This is a genomic window from Azonexus sp. MM2026_4 (genome assembly GCF_055901855.1).
The window spans coordinates 3,530,248-3,555,464 of sequence record NZ_CM148380.1 but is presented as its reverse complement, the minus strand read 5'-3'; the positions used below and the strand labels follow the sequence as shown (position 1 = coordinate 3,555,464).

Below are 25,217 nucleotides of genomic sequence, written 5' to 3'. Positions count from 1 at the left end.
CAGCAGACGAGCGGCGGCGCCGGTCAGGCACGGCTCATTCGACCGGCGCGAACCCGTAGTAGGAACCGTAGGCCGACGGTGCCGGCGCGTAGGCGGCGACCTTGATCGCATCAGCCAGGGTCACCTGGTTGGTGAGGCCATCGACGCCCCCCTCCTCCCCGAGCCATCGCTCTTCAACTTCCCTTTCGCTCAAGCCGTGGAGATTGAGGTTCCGGTCGAAGCGTTCGGCGCGATACTCGAAAGCCGTGTCATGCGCGATGAACAACGTATGGAGACAGGCGGTAATGCGCGTCTCGTCCTGCGGATCGGCACCCATGACCCGGGTGCCGCAGAAGGGGCAATGAACGGGCGTGTAGTAAAAAGTCTTGAGTTCGGTTCGCTGAATGGCGTTGCTCATGGCGTGCTCCTTGGATTTCGGGAAAAGACGGCGCCGGGGCCGTCGCCTGGAAAGCCGGACAGCCGGTGAACCGACCGATCCGGAGGCAGGACTGGCGAGACTTCGGCGTCAGCGCCGGGTCGGCTGATAGCGCTGCAGATCGGTTTGGGAAAGTCCTGCCAGTTCGCCCACCACGTGATTGACACCCCGGCCCAGCAGCCACCAGGCATTCCCATACGGCAGGACGGAAATACCCGATTCGGCGCAAAGCCGTTCGGCTTCCGCGCGTTGTTTTTCTAAATTCATTTGATCTTTTCAAGGTTTGCCCGGGAATCGGCGGTCGCCGATCCGGGCGCCCCTGGCCGGCAATATCTTCCGGCACGAAGGGGGCGGGCAACCGCGTCGAGCGGCTGCCTGAGAGAGCGTCTGAAGGATCAGGCGATCTGAATGTTGCTGGCTTGCTTACCCTTGGGGCCGTTGGTGATGTCGAAACTCACCCGCTGGCCTTCAGCCAAGGTCTTGAAACCGTTCGATTGAATTGCCGAGAAATGCGCGAAGAGATCTTCGCCGCCGCCTTCCGGCGTAATGAAGCCAAAACCCTTGGAATCGTTAAACCACTTGACGCTACCTGTTGCCATATCTTGAATCTCCGAAAATTAACGGGGCGCAAAGCCCCTGGTTGGGGCGAGATCAAGGGGGCGAGGTGACAGTGGGGGAATGGCGCCGCAGAACTGCGGGTACTAGACCAACAAAATAACAACACAACTAGAAATCGCTGCGGTGCACAATACGCGTCATTGATTCCCACGGCAAACTATATTTGAAATTTCTATCGCCGCCGGCGTGTTCACCGCAGACGACGGGAGCAGGTTTGCCGCGCCCCCGGTCGTCCAGGCAACGCTGATCGCGCACGGGGAACGTGCCGCTGACGATCAGCGACGGCGATGGGAGCGGCCCGGCGGACAAGCTAACGCGGCAGACTGACCCGCACGTGATTCCCGATTTCCTCGATCAGGAAGTTCGTGGAAAGGAAGGTCTCGATAACCTCGCAATTGCTCCGAAGATGCGAGGAAGCCACAGTCGTGGTGAAACGCCCCTGCCCCGCCAGAGCAATCGGCAGAAGCAACTGGTCCGCCAGATGCTCGCCGAGCGCCGCACCACTGTCCCGATACAGACGGGCTTCGCGGGCGACGCGGTCGGCGACGGCCTCGCCCGCAAGCCCGCGTTCGCCGCAGGCGGAAAACAGCTCGGTCAGTTCCGGATACTCCAGCGCCACCATCAGAACATTGCCCGGCCCCTCATTACTCGGCAGCACCCGCAACTCCTCGTCCAACGGCCCCAATGAACTTGCGGCCCGCTGCATCTCGCGCTTGGCGACATCAACCGGCACACCGGAAACCACACCGATGGCACGGGTGCGCCGCAACTCGCCACGCGCCTCCAGTTGCAAGGGCTGCCAGGCCGTGACCGGCGCCGTGGACGCCAGCACCTCGCCGCCGCCCGCCGGGTAGAAACCGTGGCGCAGCAACTGGACCTCCAGCGTCACGCCCATGCGCTGCAGCAGCGGCTGCCAGCAGTGAATGAGGAAATCGGCCGGCGGCGCCGCCGGGTTGTGGGTACCGCCGCTGACCCGCAGCGTGCTCGGTCCGTCGGCGAACCACAGCGCCGGCAACACCGTCTGCAGCACCAGGGTGCAGCTACCGGCGGAGCCGATGGCGAAGGCGTAATCCCCACCCCGGATCGGCCCCGGGTGGAAGCGCAGTTGCGACGAGCCCGCCGTCGCCCCTTCCACCTGCGCCCCGCACACCGCGGCCGCCGCCTGCACGGCCGTCAGATGCTGACGCAGCAAGCCCGGCTTCTTGCGCCCGGCGCGAATGCGCTCGATGGCAAAAGGGATGCCGGTAATCATCGACAGGCTCAAGGCCGTCCGCAAAATCTGACCCCCGCCCTCACCGCGTGAACCGTCGAGTTCTATCCATTCCATGTTGTTCTGCTTCATTGTCGTTGTTATGTACCGTTGGACGATTCAGAACAAGCCTGAATCGCATCGGCAAGCACGCTTGAAAAATAGGCTGCATCGGCAATCTCCGGGTTCTGCCGAAGGTGCTCCAATACGGGCAGGAATTGCGGATCGGCATAGTGACCGGCTGCATCAATGGCCCAAGTGCCATGGAACTCGTCGCCAAGCGCCTCCAGTACTAACGTCTTGCCACGCTCATCGCCTCTTCTGGCCAAGCCAACCATCGCCTCGCCGCGCACTTCCGGTTCGCTGTCATGAGCCGCTACTAGCAGGCCATCCCGAATTGCCGGGCTATCCTGATCGCTCTGGCTCCCCAAACCGAAAGTCGCCCAGTCCCGAACGAGGCTCGACGTATCCCTCATCAACTCGAGAAGCCCCTCGGTCGCCTCCTGCTGGGGATACATTCCCAAGGAAAAAGCCAAGGCATAGCGTATTTCCTCATTAGGGTCACCGACATACACCAACATCTCAGGCAAATATTCCGGAAATTCGCGGTGCCCCAAACCGAAAAGCCCAGCCTCAACCACCCGCCAATGCTGATCCCGCAATGCCCGCCCAAGAACTTCCCGAGCCAGTTCCAACTGCAGCGGCTCCCACGGCACCCCGTCCTTAAGCGGGCGCCCCAACTGGCAAATGACATTCACCGCCAGAACCCGCTTGCGCCAATTCCGGCTCTTGAAATTGCGTCGAATCCAAACGACCTGATCTTCGCAGCGATATAGCTGCAGTTTTCCGACGCATTCCCAGTAAACGTCATCCTCTTCTCTATCCTGCAAGGCCATGCCGACCAGCGAGCGAACGCTTTTGTCGGCCAACCCGTGGCATTGTCGTTTCATGGGGCTACCTCCGCATTTCAGCAGCAGATACCGCCAACACCGTCCGCTTCAGAAAGGCATCAAGTTCGTCAGCTTCGCCTTCCGGTTTCTTGTAATTCGCATCGACCACGGTTCGCGCCAGCTCGCTTTCGATGAAGGCGTGGATGTGCGGCCAGCGCGGGCTGTATTCGGCCTCGCCGGCGCGCATCTTGATTGCCAATAGCGCATTGATTTCATCGAGCAGCGCCGCGTCCGTCACCATGCGCTCGGCGAGATCGGCAAAGCGCATCGGCGGCTGACCGAGGCCGCGCTCGATCCACTGCGCCGCCAGCAGCGGACGCAGCACGTAGAGGTACTTTTTCAGGCGCACGCTGTCGCCCTGCAGGTAGCCGCGAAAGTTGCGGTGCGCCATGGACAGGTAGTGATAGCGCCCGCGCAGCGGCGAAAACCACTGTGTCGCCAGCTCGCGGATGCCTGCGGTCAAGGCCGTGTCTTCCCGATAAACCACCGGCGAATCGAGCCATTCGAGCAGCACCGGATTGGCCCGCCGCAACAGGCGCAGCGCCTTGCGCAACTCCCAGCCGCCGACATCCAGCTCGTCGCTGATCGGCAATTCGATCACGTCGCGCTGCGGCTCGACAGAGAGATACCAGGGCAGACGATGGACGTAGAGGAAACGCACGTCGTAATCGCTGTCCGGCGACGCAAAGCCCCAGCCCCGGCTACCGGATTCGCAGGCGTAGAGCACCGTGACATCGTGTTCGGCCTCGATGTCGGCGAGCGCCTGCATGACCCGTTGGCGAACTTCCGGGGCTATGGGGTGGGCGCTGAGCACCTTGCCGGGTGCCATCAATTCGGACATTTCCTATCCCTTCACACAAACCACTTGGCGCAGCGTATGCACCACTTCCACCAGCTCGCGCTGGGCGTGCATCACGGCGTCGATGTCCTTGTAGGCCATCGGAATTTCATCGATCACCTCGCTGTCCTTGCGGCATTCGACGTGGGCGGTGGCCTTGATCTGGTCGTCCACGGTGAAGCGGCGCTTGGCTTCGTTGCGGCTCATCGTACGGCCGGCGCCGTGGCTGCAGGAGCTGAAGGCTTCCTCGTTACCGAGGCCGCGCACGATGTAGCTGCGGGCGCCCATGGACCCCGGAATGATCCCGAGTTCGCCCTTTTTCGCCGACACGGCACCTTTACGCGTCACCAGCACCTCGCTTCCGAAGTGGGTTTCGCGCTGCACGTAGTTGTGATGACAGTTCACCGCTTCGACGTCGGCCGAGAACGGCTTGGCGATCACCTGACGCGCGGCGGCAACCACGTTCGCCATCATCACGTCGCGGTTACGGCGCGCGTAATCCTGCGCCCAACCCACGGCTTCGACGTAGTCGGCAAAGTGCTCGGAACCTTCTTCGAAGTAGGCGAGATCCTTGTCCGGCAGGTTGGCGATGTGCTGACGCATGTCGGCCTGGGCCAGTTCGATGAACAGGTTGCCGATGGCGTTGCCCACCCCGCGCGAACCGGAGTGCAGCATGAACCACACGTGATCGGCCTCGTCGAGACAGACTTCGATGAAGTGGTTGCCGGTGCCCAGCGTTCCCAGGTGCTTGTGGTTGTTGGTGTTCTTCAGGCGCGGGTACTTTTCGGTGATGCGCGCGAACCCCGGCAGCAACGAGGCCCACATGGCATCGACAGCTTCCGGCGGGTTTTCCCAGGCGCCCTTGTCGCGGCGGCTCTGGCGCGGCGGCGTGCGCCCGTGCGGGACTGCCGCCTCGATCGCCGAACGCAGGCCGTGCAGGTTGTCCGGCAGATCGGCGGCGCTCAGCGTGGTGCGCGCCGCCATCATGCCGCAGCCGATATCGACGCCGACCGCCGCCGGGATGATCGCGCCCTGCGTCGGGATCACGCTGCCGATGGTCGAACCCTTACCCAGATGCACGTCCGGCATCACCGCCAGGTGGCGGAAGATGAAGGGCATCTTCGCGGTGTTCATCAGCTGCTTGCGGGCATCGTCCTCGACCGGCACGCCTTCGGTCCACAGCTTGATCGGCTTGCCTTCGGCCACGTCTTGTACTTGATAGCTCATCTTCTTTTCCTTTGCTCCCGGTCGCGATGGTAGCGAGCCGGATTTCATTCGTCTTGCATTTGTTATTGGGCCGCGCCGGCCAGGCGCGCCTGCTTCTTCAACCAACCGGCTTGCGCTACCTGCCGGGCCAGTTCCTTGCGTTGCCGCTCGCGCTGGCGGCAGGGACGGCAGCGTTTGGCGATGGCGTCTTGCGAGCCGCCCACGGTTTCGTACCACCAGCGTTGCTGTTCGGCGGTCCACACGCAGGCCGCAGCGCAATCGCAGCAGTTGAAGGGCCTATCGACGTAGTAACCACGCTGGGCAAAGGCGCTCAGGCCATAGCTGTTATTGGCTTTCAGCTTGCTGAAATCCACCGGCACGACAGGGCCAGGCGGTGGCACAACAATCCGGTTGACCACTCGCGCGGCCAGGCGATGCCCCCGCCGCGCCGCCTTGATCTCGGCGCGCCGCTGTTTCCCGCTTTTGTAGCCTTCCATGCTCTTTTCTCCTTGCTACAGGCCGTTCCAGCTAGACGCCTACTTCGCCAGCGTCACCAGCCCGTTCAGCACCTGATCGAGGCCACCGAAGACCGAGATGCGGTCGATCCGTTCGGCGACCCGTTCCAGCGTTTCCAGTTCCTTCAGGCGCAGGGCGACCGGGTTGTCTTCCATAACCCTGGCGGTGTTGAGTAGCGAACGGGTCGCCGCCGTTTCCTCGCGCCGACGGATCACGTTGGCTTCGGCGGCTTTACCCGCTTCGACGACCTGCGCCAGGATGGTCTTCATCTCGCCCGGCAGCACGATGTCCTTGACGCCGACGCCGCCGATTTCGAGGCCGAAACCGGCCAGTTTTCTGGCGACATGGCCGCTCACCACCTCGTCGATCAACTGCTTGTTTTCCAGCAGTTCGTCGAGGTTGCGCGTGCCGACCGCCGCCCGCAGGCCGAATTGCAGCTCGCGGTAGAGGTGTTCGGCCGGCTTGGCGAGCTTGGCGAAGGCCGTGCTCACGTCGTCAAAACGCCAGGTGGCGGCGAGGTTGAGGCGCAGCCCCACCTTGTCGCGGGTGAGGATTTCCTGGCCGGTCACTTCCATGGTCTGCCAGCGCATATCGACCAGTTCCAGTTGCAGATCGCGGTTGAAGCGCCAGTAGGCGGTCACGCCCGGCGCCAGCAAGGGTTGTTGCACGCCATCGATACGCAGCAGGCCGACATGCGCCGCCGGCACCTGGACGACGAAAACGCCGTTCAACCCCAATACCGGGCGACCGCGCAAGGACGGCTGCAGCAGGCGTTTCACCATCTCCGCCGGCAAGGCGGCACCGGCGCGCAGGTCGAGCTTTTCCAGCCGCTGCGCGAGCAGACCGCGCCAGAAGAAACGGCGCGCCGCCGGCGGCAGCACTTCGACCAGAACCTCGTTTTCATAGCGCAACCCGACCTCGTCCTCGCTCAATTCCATGCAGACGAAATGGCGCTCCGCCTCGGCGGGCTCGTTCTGGCGCAGGTAATCGACGAGTTCGCTATCGAGCATCGGCGTATCGGTGTGCCACACGGTCAGCGACAACTCGTTGAGCGGGTCGAAGAAATAGTGGCGGCCCGGATTCAGGATGCGCTGGAAATCGCCGTTGCGCAGCAGGGCGGCCCGTTCGTTCTTTTTCACGATGAAACGCTTCAACATTTTTCTACTCCCTCTTCGTCTTCAAACATCGTCGTCAACAATCACTGCTCAAACTTGCCGGCTCACGCCGGTCCAGCGGGCGCTTCGCCTGGCTTCCGCGGGGAGGCGGCCGCTGCGGACAACCGGGGCTGGCAGCGACCCGGGCCAATCGCCCAGGCCACGCGGCCCCTGCCGCCCGACAGCGGATGCCCTGCCGCGCAAGCGGAGCGAAGCACCGGGCCGGACCGGCGGCGGGTGCTTGCGCATACCGCAGCCGGCGGGTACTGCTATAACCACTGTCGTGGAAGGACAGTTTCCGGAGCGGGAGTCGAACCCGCGTCAGACCGTTGATGAGACGGTTGCTCTACCTCTGAGCTATCCAGTAGGGGGATGACCGGGAATCGAACCCGAACGCGCCACCAGGCACCCCAATATCGCTTTCCCGCGACGGCGGCATACGGCGGAATGACCGGAAAACTCCTGATTCCACCGCACCGGCGGGGTCGCAACCCCTAACCCGTCGGCCTTGCCGCAAGTCGGCGATGACTTCCCTATTGCCAGAGTCGTGCCAGCGCAGCAGAAAATCGGCAAGCCATTGATTTTCATTGGATTGATGAAAATCACGGCGATCACGAATCGCGATGTCGCGATAGTTTGATATAGTGATTTATAAATTTTTCTAGTCTTCAGGCGGACCGCGCCGCCAGATTCCCCGTCACCATGAAAAAAACCGTCGTCATCGGCTTTCTCGGCACCCAGCTCGACTACGCCGGCAAGGGCAGCCCGCGCTGGGACAAGTGGCGGCCGACAGTCGCCCTGTGCCAGCAGGAAGACCTGGTCGTGCATCGCCTGGAAATCATTCATGACCTGCGCAGCCGCGGCCTGGCCGAGCGCATCGGCAACGACATCGCCCGCATCTCGCCGGAAACCGAGGTCAAGCGCGTGGAGATGGAACTGCGCGACCCGTGGGATTTCGAGGAGGTGTACACCGCCCTGCACGATCTGGCGCGCAGCTATCCCTTTGACACGGAAAACGAGGATTACCTGATCCACATCACCACCGGCACGCACGTGGCGCAGATCTGCTGGTTCCTGCTCGCCGAGGCGCGCTACCTGCCGGCGCGCCTGTTGCAGACCTCGCCGCCGCGCAAGAAGGAGATCGCCAACAGCGTCGGCAGCTACGAGATCATCGACCTCGACCTCTCACGCTACGACCGCATCGCCCAGCGCTTCGCCCGGGAGCGCGACGACAACCTGTCTTTCCTGAAGTCCGGCATCGCCACGCGCAACCCGGCGTTCAACCGGATGATCGAGCAGATCGAACAGGTCGCCGGCCGCTCGCGCGCGCCGATGCTGCTGGTCGGCCCGACCGGCGCCGGCAAGTCCTTCCTCGCCCGCCGCGTCTTTGAACTGAAACGCCAGCGCCAGCAACTGAAAGGCCGCTTCATCGAAGTGAACTGCGCCACGCTGCGCGGCGATTCGGCGATGTCCACGCTCTTCGGTCACAGCAAGGGGGCTTTTACCGGTGCGCAGCAGGAACGGCCGGGGCTGCTACGCTCCACCGACGGCGGCCTGCTCTTTCTCGATGAAATCGGCGAACTCGGTCTCGACGAACAGGCCATGCTGCTCAAAGCCATCGAGGAAAAACGCTTCTTCCCCTTCGGCAGCGACCAGGAAGCGAGCAGCGACTTCCAGCTCATCGCCGGCACCCACCGCGACCTGCGCCAGTGGGTACGCCAGGGCAAGTTCCGCGAAGACCTCTACGCCCGCATCAACCTGTGGACCTTCGACCTGCCCGGCCTCGCCGGTCGCCCGGAGGACATCGAACCCAACCTCGACTACGAACTGGAACGCTTCGCCGCCGAACACGGCCAGCAGGTGCGTTTCAACGTCGAAGCACGGCGCCGCTACCTGGCCTTCGCCACCTCACAGGCCGCACGTTGGCACGGCAACTTCCGCGAGCTCGGCGCTTCCCTCACCCGCCTCGCCACGCTGGCCAGCGCCGGACGCATCACGGAAAGCGACGTCGCCGACGAAATCGCCCGCCTCACCGCCACCTGGGCCGACGCCCCGGCGGCGGACGCCAGCGCCCAGGTGCTCGGCGAGCTTGCCGAGCAGCTCGACCTGTTCGAGCGCTGCCAGTTAAATACCGTGATCGACACCTGCCGCAACAGCCCCAGCCTTTCCGAGGCCGGACGCCGCCTGTTCGCGATTTCCCGCGCCGGGAAGAAACAGAGCAACGACGCCGACCGCCTGCGCAAATACCTCGCCCGTTTCGCGCTCGATTTCGAGACGCTGAAGAACGACGCCCGCCGCTGACCTGACGCTCTCGCCGCTCAGGCAACGCTGACGATACGCGCGGCGATGCAGCACTCGCGTTCGCGTTCCGGCCGGTAGAGCCCGGTCACCGGGCCGATGACGATCAGCGACGGCGATTTGAGTCCGGCGTCGCGCACCGCGTCGGGCAGTTCGGCGATGGCCGCGTGCACCGTGCGCTGCGCCGAGGTGCTGGCCGACTGGACAACGACGCCGGGCGTCGCCGGGTCGAGGCCGTGTTCGATCAGGCGCTGGCAGATGATGGCGAGCGCCCCCAGCCCCATGTAGATCACCACCGTCTGCTGCGGCCGGGCGAGTGCCGGCCAGTCGAGGTCGGGGCTGCCGTCCTTGAGGTGGCCAGTGGTGAAGACCAGGGTCCGGGCGTGGTCGCGGTGGGTCAGCGGAATCCCGGCGTAGGCGCCGACGCCGGCCGCCGAGGTGATGCCGGGAACGATCTCGCAGGCGATGCCGGCGGCTTCCAGCGCCTCCATCTCCTCGCCGCCGCGGCCGAAAATGAAGGGATCGCCGCCCTTCAGCCGGATCACGCTGATGCCCTCGCGGGCCAGTTCGATCAGCAGGCGGTTGGTTTCCTCCTGCGGCAGCGCGTGGTGTCCGGCTTCCTTGCCGGCATAGACGCGGCGCACGCCGGCCGGCAACAGATCGAGGATGCCCGGCCCGACCAGGTGGTCATAGACCACTACCTCGGCCCGGGCGAGCAGCCGGGCGGCGCGCAGGGTCAGCAGCTCCGGATCGCCGGGACCGGCGCCGACCAGATAGACCTTGCCAAAAACTTCTCGTTCGACAGCCCTCATTCTCTCCTCCCCGATACGGCGCCGGCCGGGCGATTCCCGGCGGCACGCGACGAAATCACTGTAGCCCTTCGTTCGTTTCAAGAAATTAAGAGACATCAAGGATTTCCCCGGCATGAAAAAAAGATACTGCCCGCACCGTCAATAACGGCTGCGTATTTCGGAGAGGTTCTCAAGGAGAGAAGAAGATGAAACGGAATAAATGGTTGCAACGATCGCTGGGACTGGCCATGCTTCCCCTGGCCATCGGCGTCGCCTTCGCGGACAACGCGAAGAAGGACGCCGCGGATGTGCAGTACCACGCCGGCGGTTCGCCGCTGGCCAACGTCGAGATGTATCAGGACATCAACCCGAAGGCGCCGCCGATGACCAAGGCGGAATTCGACAAGGCCCGCCGCATCTACTTCGAACGCTGCGCCGGCTGCCACGGCGTGCTGCGCAAGGGCGCCACCGGCAAGCCGCTGACCCCGGACATCACCCTCGACAAGGGCACCGACTACCTGAAGGTCTTCATCCAGTACGGTTCGCCGGCCGGCATGCCGAACTGGGGCACCTCCGGCGAACTGACCGACGCCGAAGTCGACCTGATGGCCCGCTACGTGCAGCAAACCCCGCCGCAGCCGCCGGAATACGGCATGGCCGAGATGAAGAACACCTGGAAGGTGATCGTGCCGCCGGAAAAACGGCCGACCAAGAAGATGAACAGCTACAACCTGGACAACATCTTCTCGACGACGCTGCGCGACAGCGGTGAAATCGCCCTGATCGACGGCGACAGCAAGCAGATCATCAACATCGTCAAGACCGGCTACGCCGTGCACATCTCGCGCACCTCGGCGTCCGGCCGCTACCTGTACGTGATCGGCCGCGACGCCAAGATCAACCTGATCGACCTGTGGATGCCGAAGCCGGACAACGTCGCCGAAGTGCGCATCGGCCTCGAGGCACGCTCGGTCGAAACCTCGAAGGCCAAGGGCTACGAGGACAAGTACGCGATCGCCGGCGCCTACTGGCCGCCGCAATTCACGATCATGAACGGCGACACCCTGGAGCCGCTGAAGATCGTCGGCACCCGCGGCATGACCGTGGACACCCAGGAATACCATCCGGAACCGCGCGTCGCCTCGATCGTCGCCTCCCACTTCAAGCCGGAGTTCGTGGTCAACGTCAAGGAAACCGGCAAGATCCTGATGGTCGATTACAGCAACATCAACGCCCTCAAGACCACCGAGATCGGCGCCGCCCGCTTCCTGCACGACGGCGGCTGGGACGCCTCGAAGCGCTACTTCATGGTTGCCGCCAACCAGTCGAACAAGGTTGCCGCGGTCGACGCCAAGGACGGCAAGCTGGCCGCCCTGATCGAGGTCGGCAAGATCCCGCACCCGGGACGCGGCGCCAACTTCGTCCATCCCAAGTTCGGCCCGGTGTGGGCGACCGGCCACCTCGGCGACGAAACGGTCAGCCTGATCGGCACCGATCCGCAGAAGCATCCGAAACAGGCCTGGAAGGTCGTCGACACCCTGAAGGGCCAGGGCGGCGGCTCGCTGTTCCTGAAGACCCATCCGAAATCGAAGAACCTCTGGGTCGACACCGCGCTCAATCCGGACCCGCAGGTCAGCCAGTCGATCGCCGTCTTCGACATCGACAATCTGGGCAAGGGCTACCAGGTGCTGCCGATCGCCGAATGGGCCGGCGTCGGCGAAGGCGCCAAGCGCGTGCTGCAGCCGGAATACAACCTGGCCGGCGACGAAGTCTGGTTCTCGGTGTGGTCGGCGAAGAACCAGCAGTCGGCGATCGTCGTCGTCGATGACAAGACGCGCAAATTGAAGGCGGTGATCAAGGACTCGCGCCTGATCACGCCGACCGGCAAGTTCAACCTGCACAACACCCAGCACGACGTCTATTGACCCGTGCCGCGCGGAACCGGCCCGGCCGGTTCCGCTTCCGGAGGATAAAGCCATGAAATTCCTGATTCTTCCCGTCGCCCTCGCCCTCGGCGCCAGTCTGCCGCTGGCCGCCACGGCGTCCGAAGCGATCGCCAAGCAGGCCGGCTGCCTGGCCTGTCACGCCAAGGACAAGAAACTGGTCGGCCCGGCGTTCAAGGACATCGCCGCCAAGTACCAGGGCGATGCCGGCGCGCCGGCCAAGCTCGCCGACAAGGTGCGCCAGGGCGGCAAGGGCGCCTGGGGGGCGATCCCGATGCCGCCCAACCCGGCGGCCAAGATCGGCGATGCTGACCTCAACGCCGTCGTCGCCTGGATCCTGAAAGGCGGCGCCTGAGCGCCGGCCGCGCCATGCGCCGCCTCGCCCTTTTGCTGCTGCCCGCCTGCCTCGGCGCGGCGGCGGCAGCCCCGGACGCCGCCGCCGAACGCCGGCTGGTGCACCTGGTGCGCCAGGATTGCGGCTCCTGCCACGGCCTCACCCTCAAGGGCGGCCTCGGCCCGCCGCTGACCCCGGCCGCCCTCGCCGACAAGCCGGCCGACGGTCTCGCCCTGACCATCCTGCACGGCCGCCCCGCCACCCCGATGCCGCCCTTCCGCGGCCTGCTCGACGAAACCGAAGCAGCATGGATCGTCGACCGCCTGCAGCGCGGCTTCCCGGCCGAATGAAACGGACTCCCGCCATGCCAGCCATCCCCGCCCTCGCCCGCTGCCGCAGGCTGCTCGCCTGCCTGCCCTTCCTCTTCCTCGCCGCCTGCGCCAGCCAGGCGCCGCTGCGCGGCAGCGGCGGCCTCGGCGTCGTCATCGAACGCGCCGACGGCCAGATCCAGATCGTCGATCACCTCGCCCGCCGCAGCCTGGCCAGCGTCGCCGGCCTCGGCGACCTCTCGCACGCCTCCGTCGTCTTCTCGCGCGACGGCCGCTACGCCTACGTCTTCGGCCGCGACGGCGGGCTGAGCAAGGTCGACCTGCTGCAGGCGCGCGTCGAGCGGCGCATCGTCCAGGCCGGCAACAGCATCGGCGGCGCCATCTCGCAGGACGGCCGCCTGGTCGTCGCCCAGAACTACGAACCCGGCGGCATCAAGGCCTTCGACGCTGAAACCCTCGAACTGCTTGCCGACGTCCCGGCCGACTACGGCGACGGCCAGCGCTCCAAGGTGGTCGGCCTCGCCGACCTGAGCGGCAATCGCTTCGCCTACGCGCTGTTCGACGCCGGCGAAATCCGCATCACCGACCTGTCCGACCCGAAACAGCCGCGCACCCAACGCTTTCCCGCCGGCAAGCAGCCCTACGACGCACTGGTGACGCCAGACGGCCGCTACTACATCGCCGGCCTGTTCGGCGAGGACGGCCTCGCCCTGCTCGACACCTGGCAGCCGGAACTCGGCACCCGCCGCATCCTTGCCGGCTACGGCCGCGGCGAAGCGCCGCTGCCGGTGTACAAGATGCCGCACCTGCGCGGCTGGGCGATCGCCGGCGGCCGCGCCTACCTGCCGGCGATCGGCCGCCACGAGGTGCTGGTGGTCGACACCACGAGCTGGCAGGAAGTCGGCCGCATTCCGGTCAAGAGCCAGCCGGTCTTCGTCATGGCGCGGCCGGACGGGCGCCAGATCTGGGTCAATTTCGCCTTCCCCGACAACGGCTGGCTGCAGGTCATCGACCCGCTGCGCCAGCAGGTTAGCGCCACGCTGCAGCCCGGACGGGCGATCCTGCACCTCGAATTCTCGGCCAAGGGCGAACAGGTCTGGGTCTCGGCGCGCGACGACAACGCCGTGCTGGTCTTCGACACCGCCAGCCAGCGTCTGCTGCAGACGCTGCCAGCGCGCAGCCCGAGTGGCATCTTCTTCACCCAGCGCGCCTTCCGCATGGGATTCTGAGATGCTTGCCGACAGCCTCGCCGCCCACCTGCCGCTGCTCAACGACTACCAGCAGCGCTTCCCGCTGTGCCCCGAGCCCTTCGCGGCGATCGGCACAGCGCACGGCCTGACGCCGGCGGCGGTGCTCAACCTCTACCGGCGCTGGCAGGCCGACGGCCTGTTCACCCGCATCGGCCCGGTGATCGCGCCGCACCGCGCCGGGACCAGCACGCTGGCCGCGCTGGCGGTGCCGGATGGGCGCCTCGACGCGGTCGCCGCAAAGGTCAGCGCCTACGCCGAGGTGAACCACAACTACGAGCGCGAACACCGCTGGAACCTGTGGTTCGTCGCCACCGCCCCGGACGCCGCGCACCTCGCCGGCGTCCTCGCCCGGATCGCCGCCGAAACTGACTGCCCGCTGCTCGAACTGCCGCTGCAGACCGCCTACCACATCGACCTCGGCTTCGACCTCGCCGCCCCGCCCGACCGCCGGCCGGCCGCCCCGGCGCCGGCGACGGGCGGCGCCCCGGCCTGTGCTCTGGACGGCATCGACCGCGCCCTGCTCGGCGCCCTGGCCAACGGCCTGCCGCTGTGCGCGCGCCCCTACGCGCCGGTCGCCGCCGCCGCCGGGGTGAGCGAGGCCTGGCTGCTGTCGCGCCTTGAGGAGTGGCTGGACAGCGGCCTGCTCAAGCGTTTCGGCGTCGTCGTCCGGCACCATGAACTCGGCTACGTGGCCAACGCGATGTGCGTCTGGAACGTCCCGGAAGAACGCATCGACGCGCTCGGCCGCGAACTGGCGCGCGAACCCGGCGTCACCCTGTGCTATCGCCGGCGCCGGCAGATGCCGGACTGGCCGTACAACCTCTACTGCATGATCCACGGCCGCAGCCGCGAGGGCGTACTGCAACTGCGCGACGCGCTGGCCGGGCGCACCGGGCTCGACCGCCACCCCGGCCAGGTGCTGTTCAGCCGCCGCCGCTTCAAGCAGTGCGGCGCCCGCTATCAACTTTCCGCCGGAGCCTGCCATGGCTGAGCTCGACACCATCGACCGTGCCATCATCAACGCCCTGCAGGGCGATTTCCCGCTCTGCCCGGCGCCCTTCGCCGCCGCCGCGGCGCCGCTCGGGCTGAGCGAGGGCGAACTGCTGGAGCGCCTGCGCGCCCTGCGCGACGCCGGCACCCTGAGCCGCTTCGGCCCGCTCTACCAGATCGAACGCCTCGGCGGCGCCTTCTGCCTGGCGGCGATGGCGGTGCCGGAAGCGGACTTCGAGCGGGTCACCGGCATCGTCAACGGCTTTGCCGAAGTCGCCCACAACTACCGGCGCGAACACCGCCTCAACATGTGGTTCGTGCTGGCTACCGAAACGCCGGCGGAGATCGCCGCCACCTGCGCCGCCATCGAGGCGGCGAGCGGCTTGCCGGTGCTGCCCTTTGCCAAGGAGCGGGAATACTTCGTCGACCTGAGGTTGCAGGCATGAACGCGCCCACCGCCCCCGACGCCTTCGAACGCCGCCTGGTGCGCGTCACCCAGGAAGGCCTGCCGCTGGTGCCACGCCCTTACGCCAGCATCGCCGCCGTCCTCGGCGTCAGCGAGGCGCAGGTCATCGAACGCCTGCAGGCGATGCTCCAACGCGGCGCCATCCGCCGCATCGGCGCCGTGCCCAACCACTACGCCATCGGCTACACGGCCAACGGCATGAGCGTCTGGGACATCGACGACAGCGCCGTCGACCGGGTCGGCGAGCTGCTCGGGCGGCAGGCGGCGGTCAGCCACTGCTACCGCCGGCCGCGCCGCCTGCCGGACTGGCCGTACAACCTGTTCGCCATGCTGCACGGCCGCCAGCGCGCCGAGGTGGACGCCCAACTGGCGGCGCTGGCCGCGCTGGTCGAGCGCGAATGCGGCGCCGTGGTGCGCGCGCGCGACATCCTCTTTTCCAGCCGCATCCTCAAGAAAACCGGCCTGCGCCTCGGCGCCGGCCCCCGGGAGACCTGAACCATGTTCCGCATCAGCCAGTTCCTCAGGGAAATCGACCAGCCGACGCCGGCCGGTCCGCGCCGCCACCCGCCCGGCCCGGTGGTGATCTGGAACCTGCTGCGCCGCTGCAACCTGACCTGCAAGCACTGCTACTCGATCTCCGCCGACAAGCACTTCCCCGGCGAACTGAGCACGGACGAAATCAACACCGTGATGGACGACCTGCGCGCCTTCCGCGTGCCGGTGCTCATCCTTTCCGGCGGCGAGCCGCTGCTGCACCCGGACATCTACAGCATCGCCAGCCGCGCCAAGCGCCTCGGCTTCTACGTCGCGCTGTCGACCAACGGCACCCTGATCGACCGCGACAACATCGACCTGATTGACGCCATCGCCTTCGACTACGTCGGCATCAGCCTCGACGGCATCGCCGCCACGCACGACCGCTTCCGCCGCCAGGAAGGCGCCTTCGCCGCCTCGCTGGCGGCGCTGCGGCTGTGCCGCGAACGGCGCATCAAGGTCGGCGTCCGCTACACGATGACCGAGGACAACGCCCACGACCTGCCGGCGCTGCTGCGCCTGGTCGCCGACGAGGGCATCGACAAGTTCTACTTCTCGCACCTCAACTACGCCGGCCGCGGCAACAAGCACCGCGCCGACGACGCCCGCCACGCCAGCACGCGCGCCGCCATGGACCTCCTGTTCGACACCTGCCTGGACAGCCTGCGGCGCGGCGAGGACAAGGAATTCGTCACCGGCAACAACGACGCCGACGGCGTCTACCTGCTGCACTGGGCGGCCCGCCGCTGCCCGCAGAGCCTGCCCCACCTGCTGGCCAAGCTGCGCCAGTGGGGCGGCAACGCCAGCGGCGTCAACGTCGCCAACATCGACAACCTCGGCAACGTGCACCCGGACACCATGTGGTGGCACCAGACCCTGGGTAACGTCCGCGAGCGCCCCTTCTCCGCCATCTGGAGCGACCCGGCCAACCCGCTGCTCGAGCGCCTGCGCGAACACCCGCGCCGCCTCGAAGGGCGTTGCGCCGGCTGCCGCTACCTTGCCATCTGCAACGGCAGTTCGCGCGTGCGCGCCGAGCAGGTCACCGGTAATCCATGGGCCGAAGACCCCGGCTGCTACCTCGACGACGCCGAGATCGGCGGCGCCGCCAGCCAACGCATCCGGACCACGCCGTGGCCCCGCCTGGAGAAAGTCGCATGACCGCCCGCCTCCTGCTCTGCCTCGCCATCGTCTGGCCGCTCTTCGCCAGCGCCGCCGAACCCGCCGCCCTCTACCGCCAGCACTGCGCTTCCTGCCACGGCGCCGACCGCCTCGGCGGGATCGGCCCGGCGCTGCTGCCGGAAAACCTCGAACGCCTGCGCCGCCCGGAAGCCGAAAAGACCATCCGCGACGGCCGCATCGCCACCCAGATGCCTGCCTTCGCCACCCGCTTCGACGACGCCCAGGTCAAGGCGCTGACCGACTACCTCTACCAGCCGGTGACACCGGCACCGGCCTGGAGCGAGGCCGACATCCGCACCTCGCGCATCCAGCACGTCGATCCGGCGACGCTCGCCGACCGCCCGGTATTCCGCGCCGACCCGCTCAACCTCTTCGTCGTCGTCGAAAGCGGCGACCACCACGTCAGCATCCTCGACGGCGACCGCCTCGAACCGATCCACCGCTTCGCCTCGCGCTACGCCCTGCACGGCGGCCCCAAGTTCTCGCCGGACGGCCGCTACGTCTATTTCGCCTCGCGCGACGGCTGGCTGAGCAAGTTCGACCTGTGGAACCTGACCACCGTCGCCGAAGTCCGCGCCGGCCTCAACACGCGCAATGCCGCCGTCTCCGGCGACGGTCGCCTGGTCATCGTCGCCAACACCCTGCCCGGCAACCTGGTGGTCTTCGACAGCGAGCTGCGCCTGCTCAAGACGATCGCCGCCGCCAGCCTGGACGGCCGCCAGAGCTCGCGCGTCTCGGCGGTGTACGACGCCTCGCCGCGCAAAAGCTTCATCGCCGCGCTGAAGGACCTGCCGGAAGTCTGGGAAATCAGCTACGACGAGCAGGCGGCGCCGATCCACGACGGCCTGGTGCACGACTACCGGATGGGCGAGGCGATTGCCCGCCCCGGCTACCTGCATCCGCGGCGGACGCCGCTCGACACCGTGCTCGACGATTTCTTCTTCGATCAGAGCTACACCCACGTCATGGGCGCCAGCCGCGACGGCAAGGGCCAGGTGGTCAACCTCGACATCCGGCGCCAGGTCGCCGACCTGGCGCTGCCCGGCATGCCCCACCTCGGCTCCGGCATCACCTTCACCTGGCAGGGCAAGCCGGTGATGGCCTCGACCAACCTGAAGACCGGCGAAGTCAGCGTCATCGGCATGAGCGACTGGCAGCTGGTCAAGACCATCCCGACCCGCGGCCCCGGCTTCTTCCTGCGCAGCCACAGCCAGTCGCGCTACGCCTTCGTCGATTCGATGATGAGCCGCGAAGGGCGCAACCACCTGCAACTGATCGACAAGGAAAGCCTCGAGGTGGTGCGCGAATTCACCGCCCCGCCCGGCCAGACGCTGGCTCACGTCGAATTCACCCGCGACGGCCGCTACGCGCTCGCCAGCCTGTGGGAAATGGACGGCGCGCTGGTCGTCTACGACATGCAGACGCTGCAGGAGGTGAAGCGCCTGCCGATGAAGAAGCCGGTCGGCAAGTACAACGTCTGGAACAAGACGCGCAAGGACGAAGGAACCAGCCACTGATGGACGATTTCAGCGCCCTCTGGCTGGCCCGCGCCGCGCACGTGATCGGCGTCGTGCTGTGGATCGGCGGCGTCGCCTTCGTCACCACCACGCTGCTGCCGGCGATCCGCCGCGACTTCCCGGTCGCCGCCCAGCTCGCCGAATTCGAACGCTACGAACGCGGCTTCGGCCGCCAGGCGCGCTGGACCACGCAACTGGTTGGCGGCAGCGGCCTGTTCATGGTCTGGAAGCTCGACCTCTGGTTCCGCTTCGCCACCCCCGACGCCTTCTGGATGCACGCGATGCTGGCCATCTACCTGCTCTTCACGCTGCTCCTCTTCGTCATCGAACCGCTCTTCTTCCACCGCCTGCTGCGCCACCTCGCGCAACGCGACCCCGCCCTGCCGCTACGCCTCCTCGGCCGCCTGCACTGGCTGCTGCTCACCCTCAGCCTGCTCACCACCGGCTTCGCGGTAGCCGGGGCGCATGGGTGGGGTTGAGAACAGTATTACGTCACTCCCGGCGTCTCGTCATGCCTGAGTCGGACTGATACAATGAACGCCGATTTTTTGGGCGTTCCAATTCATTCGCCATGAAGCGTTGCATAGTCGGTATTCGCCCCTCAGGTACGCACGATGCCACGGCGATTGAGCCTTGATGATTTACCCCAACCTTAATCCCGAGAAGGCGCTGATCTGGCGCATTGTCCATCGCGACAACCTGCCGTGGATTCTGGACAACGGCCTCCACTGCGGCAACAGTGCGCTGAAGGCGCCAGCCTGGGTAAATATCGGCAACCCGGAACTGATCGACAAGCGGGCCAATCACCCGGTCCCTTTGCCGCCCGGAGGTTTGTTGAACGACTATGTGCCGTTCTACTTCACGCCGTTTTCACCCATGCTGCGCAACATCCACACCGGTTGGGGCGGTATACCAAAACGGCCGAATGAGGAAATCGTGATTCTGGTCTCCAGCCTGCATCACATTGCCGGACTGGGCTTGCAGTTTTTATTTACCGATAGCCACGCCTACTACCAGTGGGCAAACTTTTACGCTGACCTTGCCGATCTGGACAAGATCGACTGGCCCCTGCTGCAAAGGCGGGACTTCAAGCGGGACCCGGAAGACCCCGCCAAATTCGAGCGCTATCAGGCTGAAGCGCTGGTTCATCAGCACTTGCCGGTGTGCGGACTTCGCGGCATCGTGTGCTACACGGAAGCATTGAAACAACGTATCGAACCGGAAATACAGGCCAGAAATCTGAACCTGCCGGTTCATGCCAGAACAGGGTGGTACTTCTGATGATCACATTCACTCAAGGCAATCTGCTGGCGGCCCGCGCGGAGGCGCTGGTCAACACGGTCAACACCGTCGGGGTGATGGGCAAGGGCATCGCGCTGATGTTCAAGGAGCGTTTCGACGAGAACTTCCGCCGTTACGCTGCAGCCTGCAAAGCCAAGGAAGTGCAAACCGGCAAGATGTTCGTGACGCAGGTACACGAGTTGGATGGCCCGCAGTGGATCGTCAACTTCCCCACCAAGCAGCACTGGCGGGCGCCCTCGCGCATGGAGTGGATTGTTGAAGGACTGCAGGACTTGAAGCGCTTCTTGATTGAGCAGCAGGTCAAGTCCATTGCCATTCCGCCACTGGGTGCGGGCAATGGCGGGCTGGAATGGGTCGAGGTACGCGAACAGATTGAGCAGGCACTGGGCGATCTGGATATCGACATCCTGGTGTTCGAGCCCACCAGACAATATCAGAACGTAGCCAAGCGCAGCGGCGTCGAGAAGCTCACCCCGGCCCGCGCACTGATTGCCGAACTGGTGCGCCGCTACTGGGTGCTGGGCATGGAGTGCAGCCTGCTGGAGATACAGAAGCTGGCGTGGTTCCTGGAGCGCGCCATCGAGCGTCACAACCCCGGCGACAACCCGCTGAACCTGCAGTTCGCGCCGCACAAGTACGGCCCCTACGCCAACCGACTTGACCATCTGCTGAACAATCTCGACGGCAGCTACCTGCACTCCGAAAAACGTATCAGCGATGCCGATCCGCTGGACGTGATCTGGTTCGACGATGAGCGCAAGGCTTTCGTACAGACCTATCTCAAGAGCGAGGCAAAAGCCTACACGCAAGCGCTGGAATCCACCGCCGCACTGATCGATGGCTTCGAATCCCCCTTTGGCATGGAATTGCTGGCTACCGTGGACTGGCTGCTTGCCCGCGAAGGCGTCGCCCCCAACGTTCCTGCCTTGCGCGCTGGGCTGCATCGCTGGCGCGGCGGCCCGGACGCGGCGGCGCGCAAGGAACGCCTGTTCGACGACCGGGCGCTGGGCATTGCCCTGAATCGGCTGACACAAGCGACCACCGTGCCGGCTTGAGGGCCGGACTCGGCAAAACCCGGAACTCGCCCCCTCACGCAACTCGTAGATCAAACACCGCCGGATCATCGCGGTGTTCGGTGAGCAGGCGGGCGACGCGGTCCTGCCAGATTTCGCCGAAGCGCTGCCGGGCGGCGGCGTCGGCGGTGCCGAAGGTGACGGCGGCGAGCAGGTCGGAGAGCGCCGGATCGGCGGGCACCTGTTGCGGGTAGGCGGCGGCGTCGACGCGGGCGCCGGTGTCGAGGCGTTCGAAGCGCAGGTCGAGCGGGATGGTCGCCGCGAAGTTGAGCAGGCCGCGGCGGGCGTAACGGCCGCCCAGGCCCTTGAAGCCTTCGCTGCCGGCGGCGCCGGTGAGGAGGCCGACGACGGCGGCGGTGACGCCGGTGACGCCTTCGTCGCGCGGCTGGCGGAAGCTGACGCGGATTTCGCCGCGCACCGGCAGCGCCGTGCCGTAGAGCAGCGCCAGCGCCCGCCAGGTCAGCCAGTAGGCGGCGGCGACGGTGGGGCAGGAATGGCCGGCCAGGCGGACGGCGTCGGCGTAGCCGTAGTCGAGGATGCCGTCGGCGCTGGCGCCGAGCAGCCCGGCCAGTGGATCGCGCAGGCGCAGGCGGGGAACGTGTTCGTAGAACTCAGGGAAGGACATGGCGGGTTCCTTGGACGAGGTCAGACGAGGCCGGCGCGCAGGCGGCCGATGTCGGGGACGTGGATGAGGCGGCCCTGGACGACGACCAGGCCTTCGTCGACCAGTTCGTGAAGGATGCGCGAGAAGTGTTCCTGGGTCAGGTTGAGGCGCGAGGCGATGGTGCCCTTGTGCGTCGGCAGGCGGATCGTCACCGCGCCGGCGCTGGCGACCGGACCGGCCATTTCCTCCTCGCGCAGCAGGTAGCCGATGATGCGCTCGCGGCCGGAACGCAGCGAGTGCGCTTCGAGGTCGCCGATCAGGTGGTGCAGGCGCATCGACAGGCCGGCGATCAGCTTGCGGCACATCTGCGGGTCGCGCGCCAGTTCGGCGAACACCGCGTCCTTGGCGATATGCAGCAGGCGGCAGTCGGTCAGCGCCTGCGCCATCAGCATGTAGGGGCGCTCCATGAACATCACCGCCTCGCCGAAGGTCTGGCCGGGGCGGATGATCTCGACCACCTTCTGGTTGCCGTCCTGGGAGATGAAGGCGAGCTTGATCTGGCCTTCCAGCGCCAGATAGAAGCCGTGGCAGGGGTCGCCCTTGTGGAACAGGATATTGCCCTTGTCGTAGTGCTCGCGCCGGCAGCCGGCGGCGAGGCGCAGCAGGTCGTCGGGGCGCAACCCGGAGAACAGCGGCGTACCGGCCAGGATGCGCGCCACTTCGAGCAGCGCCGGGTCGCTGGCGGCATGGTCGTCGAAATCGGGCCGGGGAATGCAGGTCATCATGGCCTCACCTCGTCAGTTGGGCGTAGAACAGCGGAAGATGGAGCGGCAGTTCCTCCGGCTTGCGCAGCACGGCGTAGCCCTGCGGCCCGAACAGATGGGGCAGGTAGCCGGCGCCTTCGCGGTCGATCGTCAGGCAGAAGGGCAGCAGGCCGAGGCGGCGCGCTTCGAGCACCGCTGCCCGGGTGTCCTCGATGCCGTAGCGGCTGTCGTAGAGGTCGAGGTCGTTGGGCTTGCCGTCGGACAGGATGAGCAAGATGCGCCGGCTCGCCGCCTGCGCGTCGAGCAGTTGGCTGGCGCGGCGGATGGCGGCGCCGAGCCGGGTGTAGTAGCCGGGGCGGATGGCCTGGACGCGGCCGCGGATGCGGTCGTCGAAGGGATCGCCGAAATCCTTCAGGCGATGGAAGCGGACCTGCTGCCGGCGCACCGAGGAAAAGCCGCACAGCGCGAAGGCATCACCGGTGGCGGCGAGCGCTTCGCCGAACAGCAGCAGGGCGTCGCGGATGACGTCGATGACGCGCGCCTCGCTCGACACCCAGGCGTCGGTGGACAGCGAGAGGTCGGCGAGCACCAGACAAGCAAGGTCGCGTTCGCGCCGTTCCAGCGACAGGTAGAGCTGCTCGCCGGGATGGCGGCCGCAGGCGCGGTCGGTGCAGGCGCGGACGACGGCGTCGAGGTCGGCCTCGCTGCCGTCGGGCTGCCCCTTTAGCCAACGCCGGCCGGGCTGCAGGGCGGCGAACTGCTGGTGCAGACGGCGCGCGGTGCGGCGCAGGCGCGGCGGCAGCGGCGTCGGCACGGCATGGCGGGAGGCCAGCTCCTGCAGGCAGACGTGGTCGTCGAGCAAGCGGCCCTTGCGGTAATCCCATTCCGGCAGGCGCAGGCCGGGGCCGAGCACGATGTCGTCCTCGGCCGCCGACGGCAGGTCGAGGTCGAAGCGCACCCGCGAGGCGACCCGCTCGCCGGGCGCCGCTTCGGTCAGCGACAGGCGGTCGAGGTCGGCGGCGACCTCGGCGGCATTGGCATCGGGATCGTCGTCGACGCCGCGATTGACGCGGATGAATTCGGCCACCGAGAGCAGGCTTTCGGCGCGGAAGTACATCATGATGCCGTCGCGCTGCGGCCCGGCATCCACGCGCTCGGCGCGGTGCGCCTGGGCGCCGCCGTCCTGCACCGCACCGGCGGCCTCGGCGCCGCCGTCGCTGCTCTTGTTCGGCGCGCCGGCGGCAACGGCGCCGGCCTCGCACCAGAGCAGCACCGGCGCGGCCGGCGCGGCATCGGCCGGCAGTTGCGGCCATGCGCTAACGCTGCCCGGTTCCAGCAGCGCCTGGCGCAGCGCGTTTTCCAGCGCCGCCTCGGCCGGCGGCAGTTGTGCCGGCGCCAGGCGCAGCGGCAGGTAGGCAGCGACCAGGCGCCGGTAACGCGTCGCCAGACCGGGAAAGTCGGCCAGCGCGGCGACCGTCGCCGCCTGGTTGCGGGTCGCCGGGCCGGCCCCGGCGAGCGCCGCCGGCAGCCGATGCAGGCAGGCCGCCTGCGCCGCCAGCCAGTAATAGAGGTCGCGGTTCAGCGCGCGCTCCGGAAACACCGCCAGGCGCGCCGGCAGGCGCAGGCTGGCGAGGTCGATGCGGGCCTGCGCCTGCCGCTCGCCGTTGCCAGCGACACGCGCCAGCCAGGAACGGCGGGCGCCGTGGGCGTCATTGGTGGCGGCGGCCAGACGCAGGCCGGGGTCGCCGCCGAGGGCGCGGAAATAGATGCCGAGCGGGCGCTGCATCGCCTTCAACTCGACGACCGCCGCCGGATACTCGGCGCCGGCGGCGCGCGTCACCCAGCGATGCCAGAGCTTGCCGACCCATTCTTCCATTTAATTATCTCTCTCGTCGGCGAGGCGGTTGCCGGGGCGGAAGCCGGCCTCGTTGCGGCGCGCCGCGGCCGCCGCCACCCAGTGCAGCAGCGGGCCGTCCGGGTTGGCCACCTGGCTCTCGGCGCAGGCGCTCAGGCATTGGCCGCACTGGGTGCAGGTGAACATGTGGCGCTTGATGTTGCGCGGGTTGAGGCGCATCGGGCAGACCATGTCGCAGGCGGCCTGGCGGTCCGGCAGGCAGTCGTTGCAGGCGGCGCCGCGGGCGCGCTGGAAGCCGACCACCATGGCGTCGCGGTTGCCGATCCAGATCAGCGACTGAAAGAGGCCGACGGCACAGGCGTAGCGGCAGAACAGGTGGCGGGCGAAGAGGAATTCCAGGCTGAGGACGACGGTGGCGGCGCCGATGAACAGCGCCTGGTTGCGCGTCGGCGCGGCACGCCACAGGTTGCCGTAGACCTCGGCCGGCGGCAGCAGGTAGGTGAGCAGCACCACCGCCCAGCACAGCGCGAAGGCCACCGCCGCCGGCACCACCAAGAGCCACCAGCGGCGGTCGATGTGGCGCGACCGGCCATCCGGCTGCCACGGCGGCAGGATTTCCTTCTCCCACAGGCTGGGTTTGCCGGAGGCACGCAGCATCAGCGTGTTGATGGTTTCGACCACGGAAAAATGCGGGCACAGCCAGCCGCAATAGAGCCGCCCCCAGCGCCGGGCGACGCCGAGGAACAGCGCGGCGCCGGCCAGGAGCGGCAGGAACAGGCGCAACAGCACGTTGCCGGCGGCCTCACCAGCGCCGATGCGGCCGGCGATGAAATCGTCGAGACCGAGCCGCCATTCCATGCCGAGCAGCCAAGCGTGGCCGGCGTTGAGGTCGTAGCGGAAGAGGTCGAACACCGGCGCCAGCACGAAGAGGACGAAGAAGCCCGCCTGCCAGGCCAGCCGCCGCCGCTGCAGTCCCGCCGGCGCACCGGCGTTGCGGATCGGGATGACCCGGCGGGCGGCGCCCCCTGCCCCGTTCATCGTC

At 66.8% G+C, this 25,217-nt stretch carries 27 protein-coding genes and 1 tRNA gene; 13 read left to right on the top strand and 15 right to left on the bottom strand.

Features of this window, described 5'->3' with window-relative positions:
* Nucleotides 1-34: 34 nt before the first annotated feature.
* The 10 genes from AC0KWY_RS16770 to AC0KWY_RS16725 all read right to left on the bottom strand — a co-directional run bounded on the left by AC0KWY_RS16770 (nucleotide 35) and on the right by AC0KWY_RS16725 (nucleotide 7,313).
* Nucleotides 35-397, bottom strand: coding sequence for a hypothetical protein (locus AC0KWY_RS16770; RefSeq protein ID WP_474026614.1), 363 nt, complete (start codon nucleotides 395-397; stop codon nucleotides 35-37).
* A 108-nt stretch (nucleotides 398-505) separates the two neighbouring features.
* Complete coding sequence (locus AC0KWY_RS16765) at nucleotides 506-682, bottom strand: hypothetical protein (RefSeq protein WP_474026613.1); 177 nt, start codon at nucleotides 680-682, stop codon at nucleotides 506-508.
* Between the two features lie 128 nt (nucleotides 683-810).
* Nucleotides 811-1,014 carry a cold-shock protein gene (locus tag AC0KWY_RS16760; RefSeq protein WP_474026612.1) on the bottom strand — a complete coding sequence of 68 codons (204 nt, stop codon included), beginning with the start codon at nucleotides 1,012-1,014 and terminating at the stop codon, nucleotides 811-813.
* A gap of 329 nt (nucleotides 1,015-1,343) precedes the next feature.
* Nucleotides 1,344-2,360 carry an RNA 3'-terminal phosphate cyclase gene (gene rtcA / locus AC0KWY_RS16755; RefSeq protein ID WP_474029748.1) on the bottom strand — a complete coding sequence of 339 codons (1,017 nt, stop codon included), beginning with the start codon at nucleotides 2,358-2,360 and terminating at the stop codon, nucleotides 1,344-1,346.
* Between the two features lie 23 nt (nucleotides 2,361-2,383).
* On the bottom strand, nucleotides 2,384-3,232 hold the full coding sequence (locus AC0KWY_RS16750; protein ID WP_474026611.1) for a HEAT repeat domain-containing protein: 849 nt from the start codon (nucleotides 3,230-3,232) through the stop codon (nucleotides 2,384-2,386).
* 4 nt (nucleotides 3,233-3,236) lie between these two features.
* Entirely contained in the window at nucleotides 3,237-4,073 is an 837-nt protein-coding gene (locus tag AC0KWY_RS16745; RefSeq protein WP_474026610.1) for a nucleotidyltransferase domain-containing protein, read from the bottom strand.
* A 3-nt stretch (nucleotides 4,074-4,076) separates the two neighbouring features.
* On the bottom strand, nucleotides 4,077-5,297 hold the full coding sequence (locus AC0KWY_RS16740) for an RtcB family protein (RefSeq protein WP_474026608.1): 1,221 nt from the start codon (nucleotides 5,295-5,297) through the stop codon (nucleotides 4,077-4,079).
* 62 nt (nucleotides 5,298-5,359) lie between these two features.
* Complete coding sequence (locus tag AC0KWY_RS16735; protein ID WP_474026607.1) at nucleotides 5,360-5,773, bottom strand: zinc-ribbon domain containing protein; 414 nt, start codon at nucleotides 5,771-5,773, stop codon at nucleotides 5,360-5,362.
* Between the two features lie 39 nt (nucleotides 5,774-5,812).
* Entirely contained in the window at nucleotides 5,813-6,949 is a 1,137-nt protein-coding gene (locus tag AC0KWY_RS16730) for a slipin family protein (protein ID WP_474026606.1), read from the bottom strand.
* Nucleotides 6,950-7,241: 292 nt separating this feature from the next.
* Nucleotides 7,242-7,313: transfer RNA gene (locus AC0KWY_RS16725), tRNA-Met, on the bottom strand.
* 335 nt (nucleotides 7,314-7,648) lie between these two features.
* Between AC0KWY_RS16725 and rtcR the strand changes: the two genes are divergently transcribed.
* On the top strand, nucleotides 7,649-9,247 hold the full coding sequence (rtcR, locus tag AC0KWY_RS16720; protein ID WP_474026605.1) for an RNA repair transcriptional activator RtcR: 1,599 nt from the start codon (nucleotides 7,649-7,651) through the stop codon (nucleotides 9,245-9,247).
* Nucleotides 9,248-9,264: 17 nt separating this feature from the next.
* Here the strand turns inward: rtcR and cobA are convergent, their stop codons facing one another.
* A complete protein-coding gene (gene cobA, locus AC0KWY_RS16715; RefSeq protein ID WP_474026604.1) occupies nucleotides 9,265-10,056 on the bottom strand; it encodes a uroporphyrinogen-III C-methyltransferase in 792 nt (263 codons plus the stop codon).
* A 185-nt stretch (nucleotides 10,057-10,241) separates the two neighbouring features.
* Between cobA and AC0KWY_RS16710 the strand changes: the two genes are divergently transcribed.
* The 12 genes from AC0KWY_RS16710 (at nucleotide 10,242) to darG (ending at nucleotide 20,934) form a co-directional block, all read left to right on the top strand.
* A complete protein-coding gene (locus tag AC0KWY_RS16710; RefSeq protein WP_474026603.1) occupies nucleotides 10,242-11,960 on the top strand; it encodes a cytochrome D1 domain-containing protein in 1,719 nt (572 codons plus the stop codon).
* Nucleotides 11,961-12,012: 52 nt separating this feature from the next.
* Complete coding sequence (locus AC0KWY_RS16705) at nucleotides 12,013-12,333, top strand: c-type cytochrome (RefSeq protein ID WP_474026602.1); 321 nt, start codon at nucleotides 12,013-12,015, stop codon at nucleotides 12,331-12,333.
* A 14-nt stretch (nucleotides 12,334-12,347) separates the two neighbouring features.
* Nucleotides 12,348-12,662 (top strand): c-type cytochrome, encoded by a 315-nt coding sequence (locus tag AC0KWY_RS16700; protein WP_474026601.1) that lies wholly within the window; start codon nucleotides 12,348-12,350, stop codon nucleotides 12,660-12,662.
* A 14-nt stretch (nucleotides 12,663-12,676) separates the two neighbouring features.
* The gene (locus AC0KWY_RS16695; RefSeq protein WP_474026600.1) at nucleotides 12,677-13,870 is read left to right on the top strand and encodes a cytochrome D1 domain-containing protein; all 1,194 of its coding nucleotides are present in this window, start codon (nucleotides 12,677-12,679) and stop codon (nucleotides 13,868-13,870) included.
* Between the two features lies 1 nt (nucleotide 13,871).
* A complete protein-coding gene (ahbB, locus tag AC0KWY_RS16690; RefSeq protein ID WP_474026599.1) occupies nucleotides 13,872-14,882 on the top strand; it encodes a siroheme decarboxylase subunit beta in 1,011 nt (336 codons plus the stop codon).
* Entirely contained in the window at nucleotides 14,875-15,327 is a 453-nt protein-coding gene (locus AC0KWY_RS16685; RefSeq protein WP_474026598.1) for an Lrp/AsnC family transcriptional regulator, read from the top strand. The genes ahbB (AC0KWY_RS16690) and AC0KWY_RS16685 overlap by 8 nt, the downstream gene beginning before the upstream one ends.
* Nucleotides 15,324-15,842 carry a siroheme decarboxylase subunit beta gene (ahbB, locus tag AC0KWY_RS16680; RefSeq protein ID WP_474026597.1) on the top strand — a complete coding sequence of 173 codons (519 nt, stop codon included), beginning with the start codon at nucleotides 15,324-15,326 and terminating at the stop codon, nucleotides 15,840-15,842. The genes AC0KWY_RS16685 and ahbB (AC0KWY_RS16680) overlap by 4 nt, the downstream gene beginning before the upstream one ends.
* Nucleotides 15,843-15,845: 3 nt before the next feature.
* On the top strand, nucleotides 15,846-17,039 hold the full coding sequence (gene nirJ / locus AC0KWY_RS16675; protein WP_474026596.1) for a heme d1 biosynthesis radical SAM protein NirJ: 1,194 nt from the start codon (nucleotides 15,846-15,848) through the stop codon (nucleotides 17,037-17,039).
* Nucleotides 17,036-18,577: a cytochrome D1 domain-containing protein gene (locus tag AC0KWY_RS16670; protein WP_474026595.1), complete on the top strand. Its 1,542-nt coding sequence runs from the start codon at nucleotides 17,036-17,038 to the stop codon at nucleotides 18,575-18,577. Before nirJ ends, AC0KWY_RS16670 begins: the two co-directional genes overlap by 4 nt.
* Nucleotides 18,577-19,056 carry a hypothetical protein gene (locus AC0KWY_RS16665; protein WP_474026594.1) on the top strand — a complete coding sequence of 160 codons (480 nt, stop codon included), beginning with the start codon at nucleotides 18,577-18,579 and terminating at the stop codon, nucleotides 19,054-19,056. The genes AC0KWY_RS16670 and AC0KWY_RS16665 overlap by 1 nt, the downstream gene beginning before the upstream one ends.
* A gap of 157 nt (nucleotides 19,057-19,213) precedes the next feature.
* Nucleotides 19,214-19,858 carry a type II toxin-antitoxin system toxin DNA ADP-ribosyl transferase DarT gene (darT, locus tag AC0KWY_RS16660; RefSeq protein ID WP_474029747.1) on the top strand — a complete coding sequence of 215 codons (645 nt, stop codon included), beginning with the start codon at nucleotides 19,214-19,216 and terminating at the stop codon, nucleotides 19,856-19,858.
* The gene (darG, locus tag AC0KWY_RS16655) at nucleotides 19,858-20,934 is read left to right on the top strand and encodes a type II toxin-antitoxin system antitoxin DNA ADP-ribosyl glycohydrolase DarG (protein ID WP_474026593.1); all 1,077 of its coding nucleotides are present in this window, start codon (nucleotides 19,858-19,860) and stop codon (nucleotides 20,932-20,934) included. Before darT ends, darG begins: the two co-directional genes overlap by 1 nt.
* Nucleotides 20,935-20,968: 34 nt before the next feature.
* Here darG and AC0KWY_RS16650 read toward each other — a convergent pair whose 3' ends face one another.
* From AC0KWY_RS16650 to AC0KWY_RS16635, 4 genes are read right to left on the bottom strand one after another with little or no spacing between them, the layout of a single operon-like run.
* Nucleotides 20,969-21,577 carry a hypothetical protein gene (locus AC0KWY_RS16650; protein ID WP_474026592.1) on the bottom strand — a complete coding sequence of 203 codons (609 nt, stop codon included), beginning with the start codon at nucleotides 21,575-21,577 and terminating at the stop codon, nucleotides 20,969-20,971.
* A gap of 20 nt (nucleotides 21,578-21,597) precedes the next feature.
* Nucleotides 21,598-22,341, bottom strand: coding sequence for a Crp/Fnr family transcriptional regulator (locus AC0KWY_RS16645; RefSeq protein WP_474026591.1), 744 nt, complete (start codon nucleotides 22,339-22,341; stop codon nucleotides 21,598-21,600).
* Between the two features lie 4 nt (nucleotides 22,342-22,345).
* Nucleotides 22,346-24,196 carry a nitric oxide reductase activation protein NorD gene (locus tag AC0KWY_RS16640; protein WP_474026590.1) on the bottom strand — a complete coding sequence of 617 codons (1,851 nt, stop codon included), beginning with the start codon at nucleotides 24,194-24,196 and terminating at the stop codon, nucleotides 22,346-22,348.
* Nucleotides 24,197-25,213, bottom strand: a complete 1,017-nt coding sequence (locus AC0KWY_RS16635; RefSeq protein ID WP_474026589.1) for a 4Fe-4S binding protein — start codon at nucleotides 25,211-25,213, stop codon at nucleotides 24,197-24,199.
* Nucleotides 25,214-25,217 lie beyond the last annotated feature (4 nt).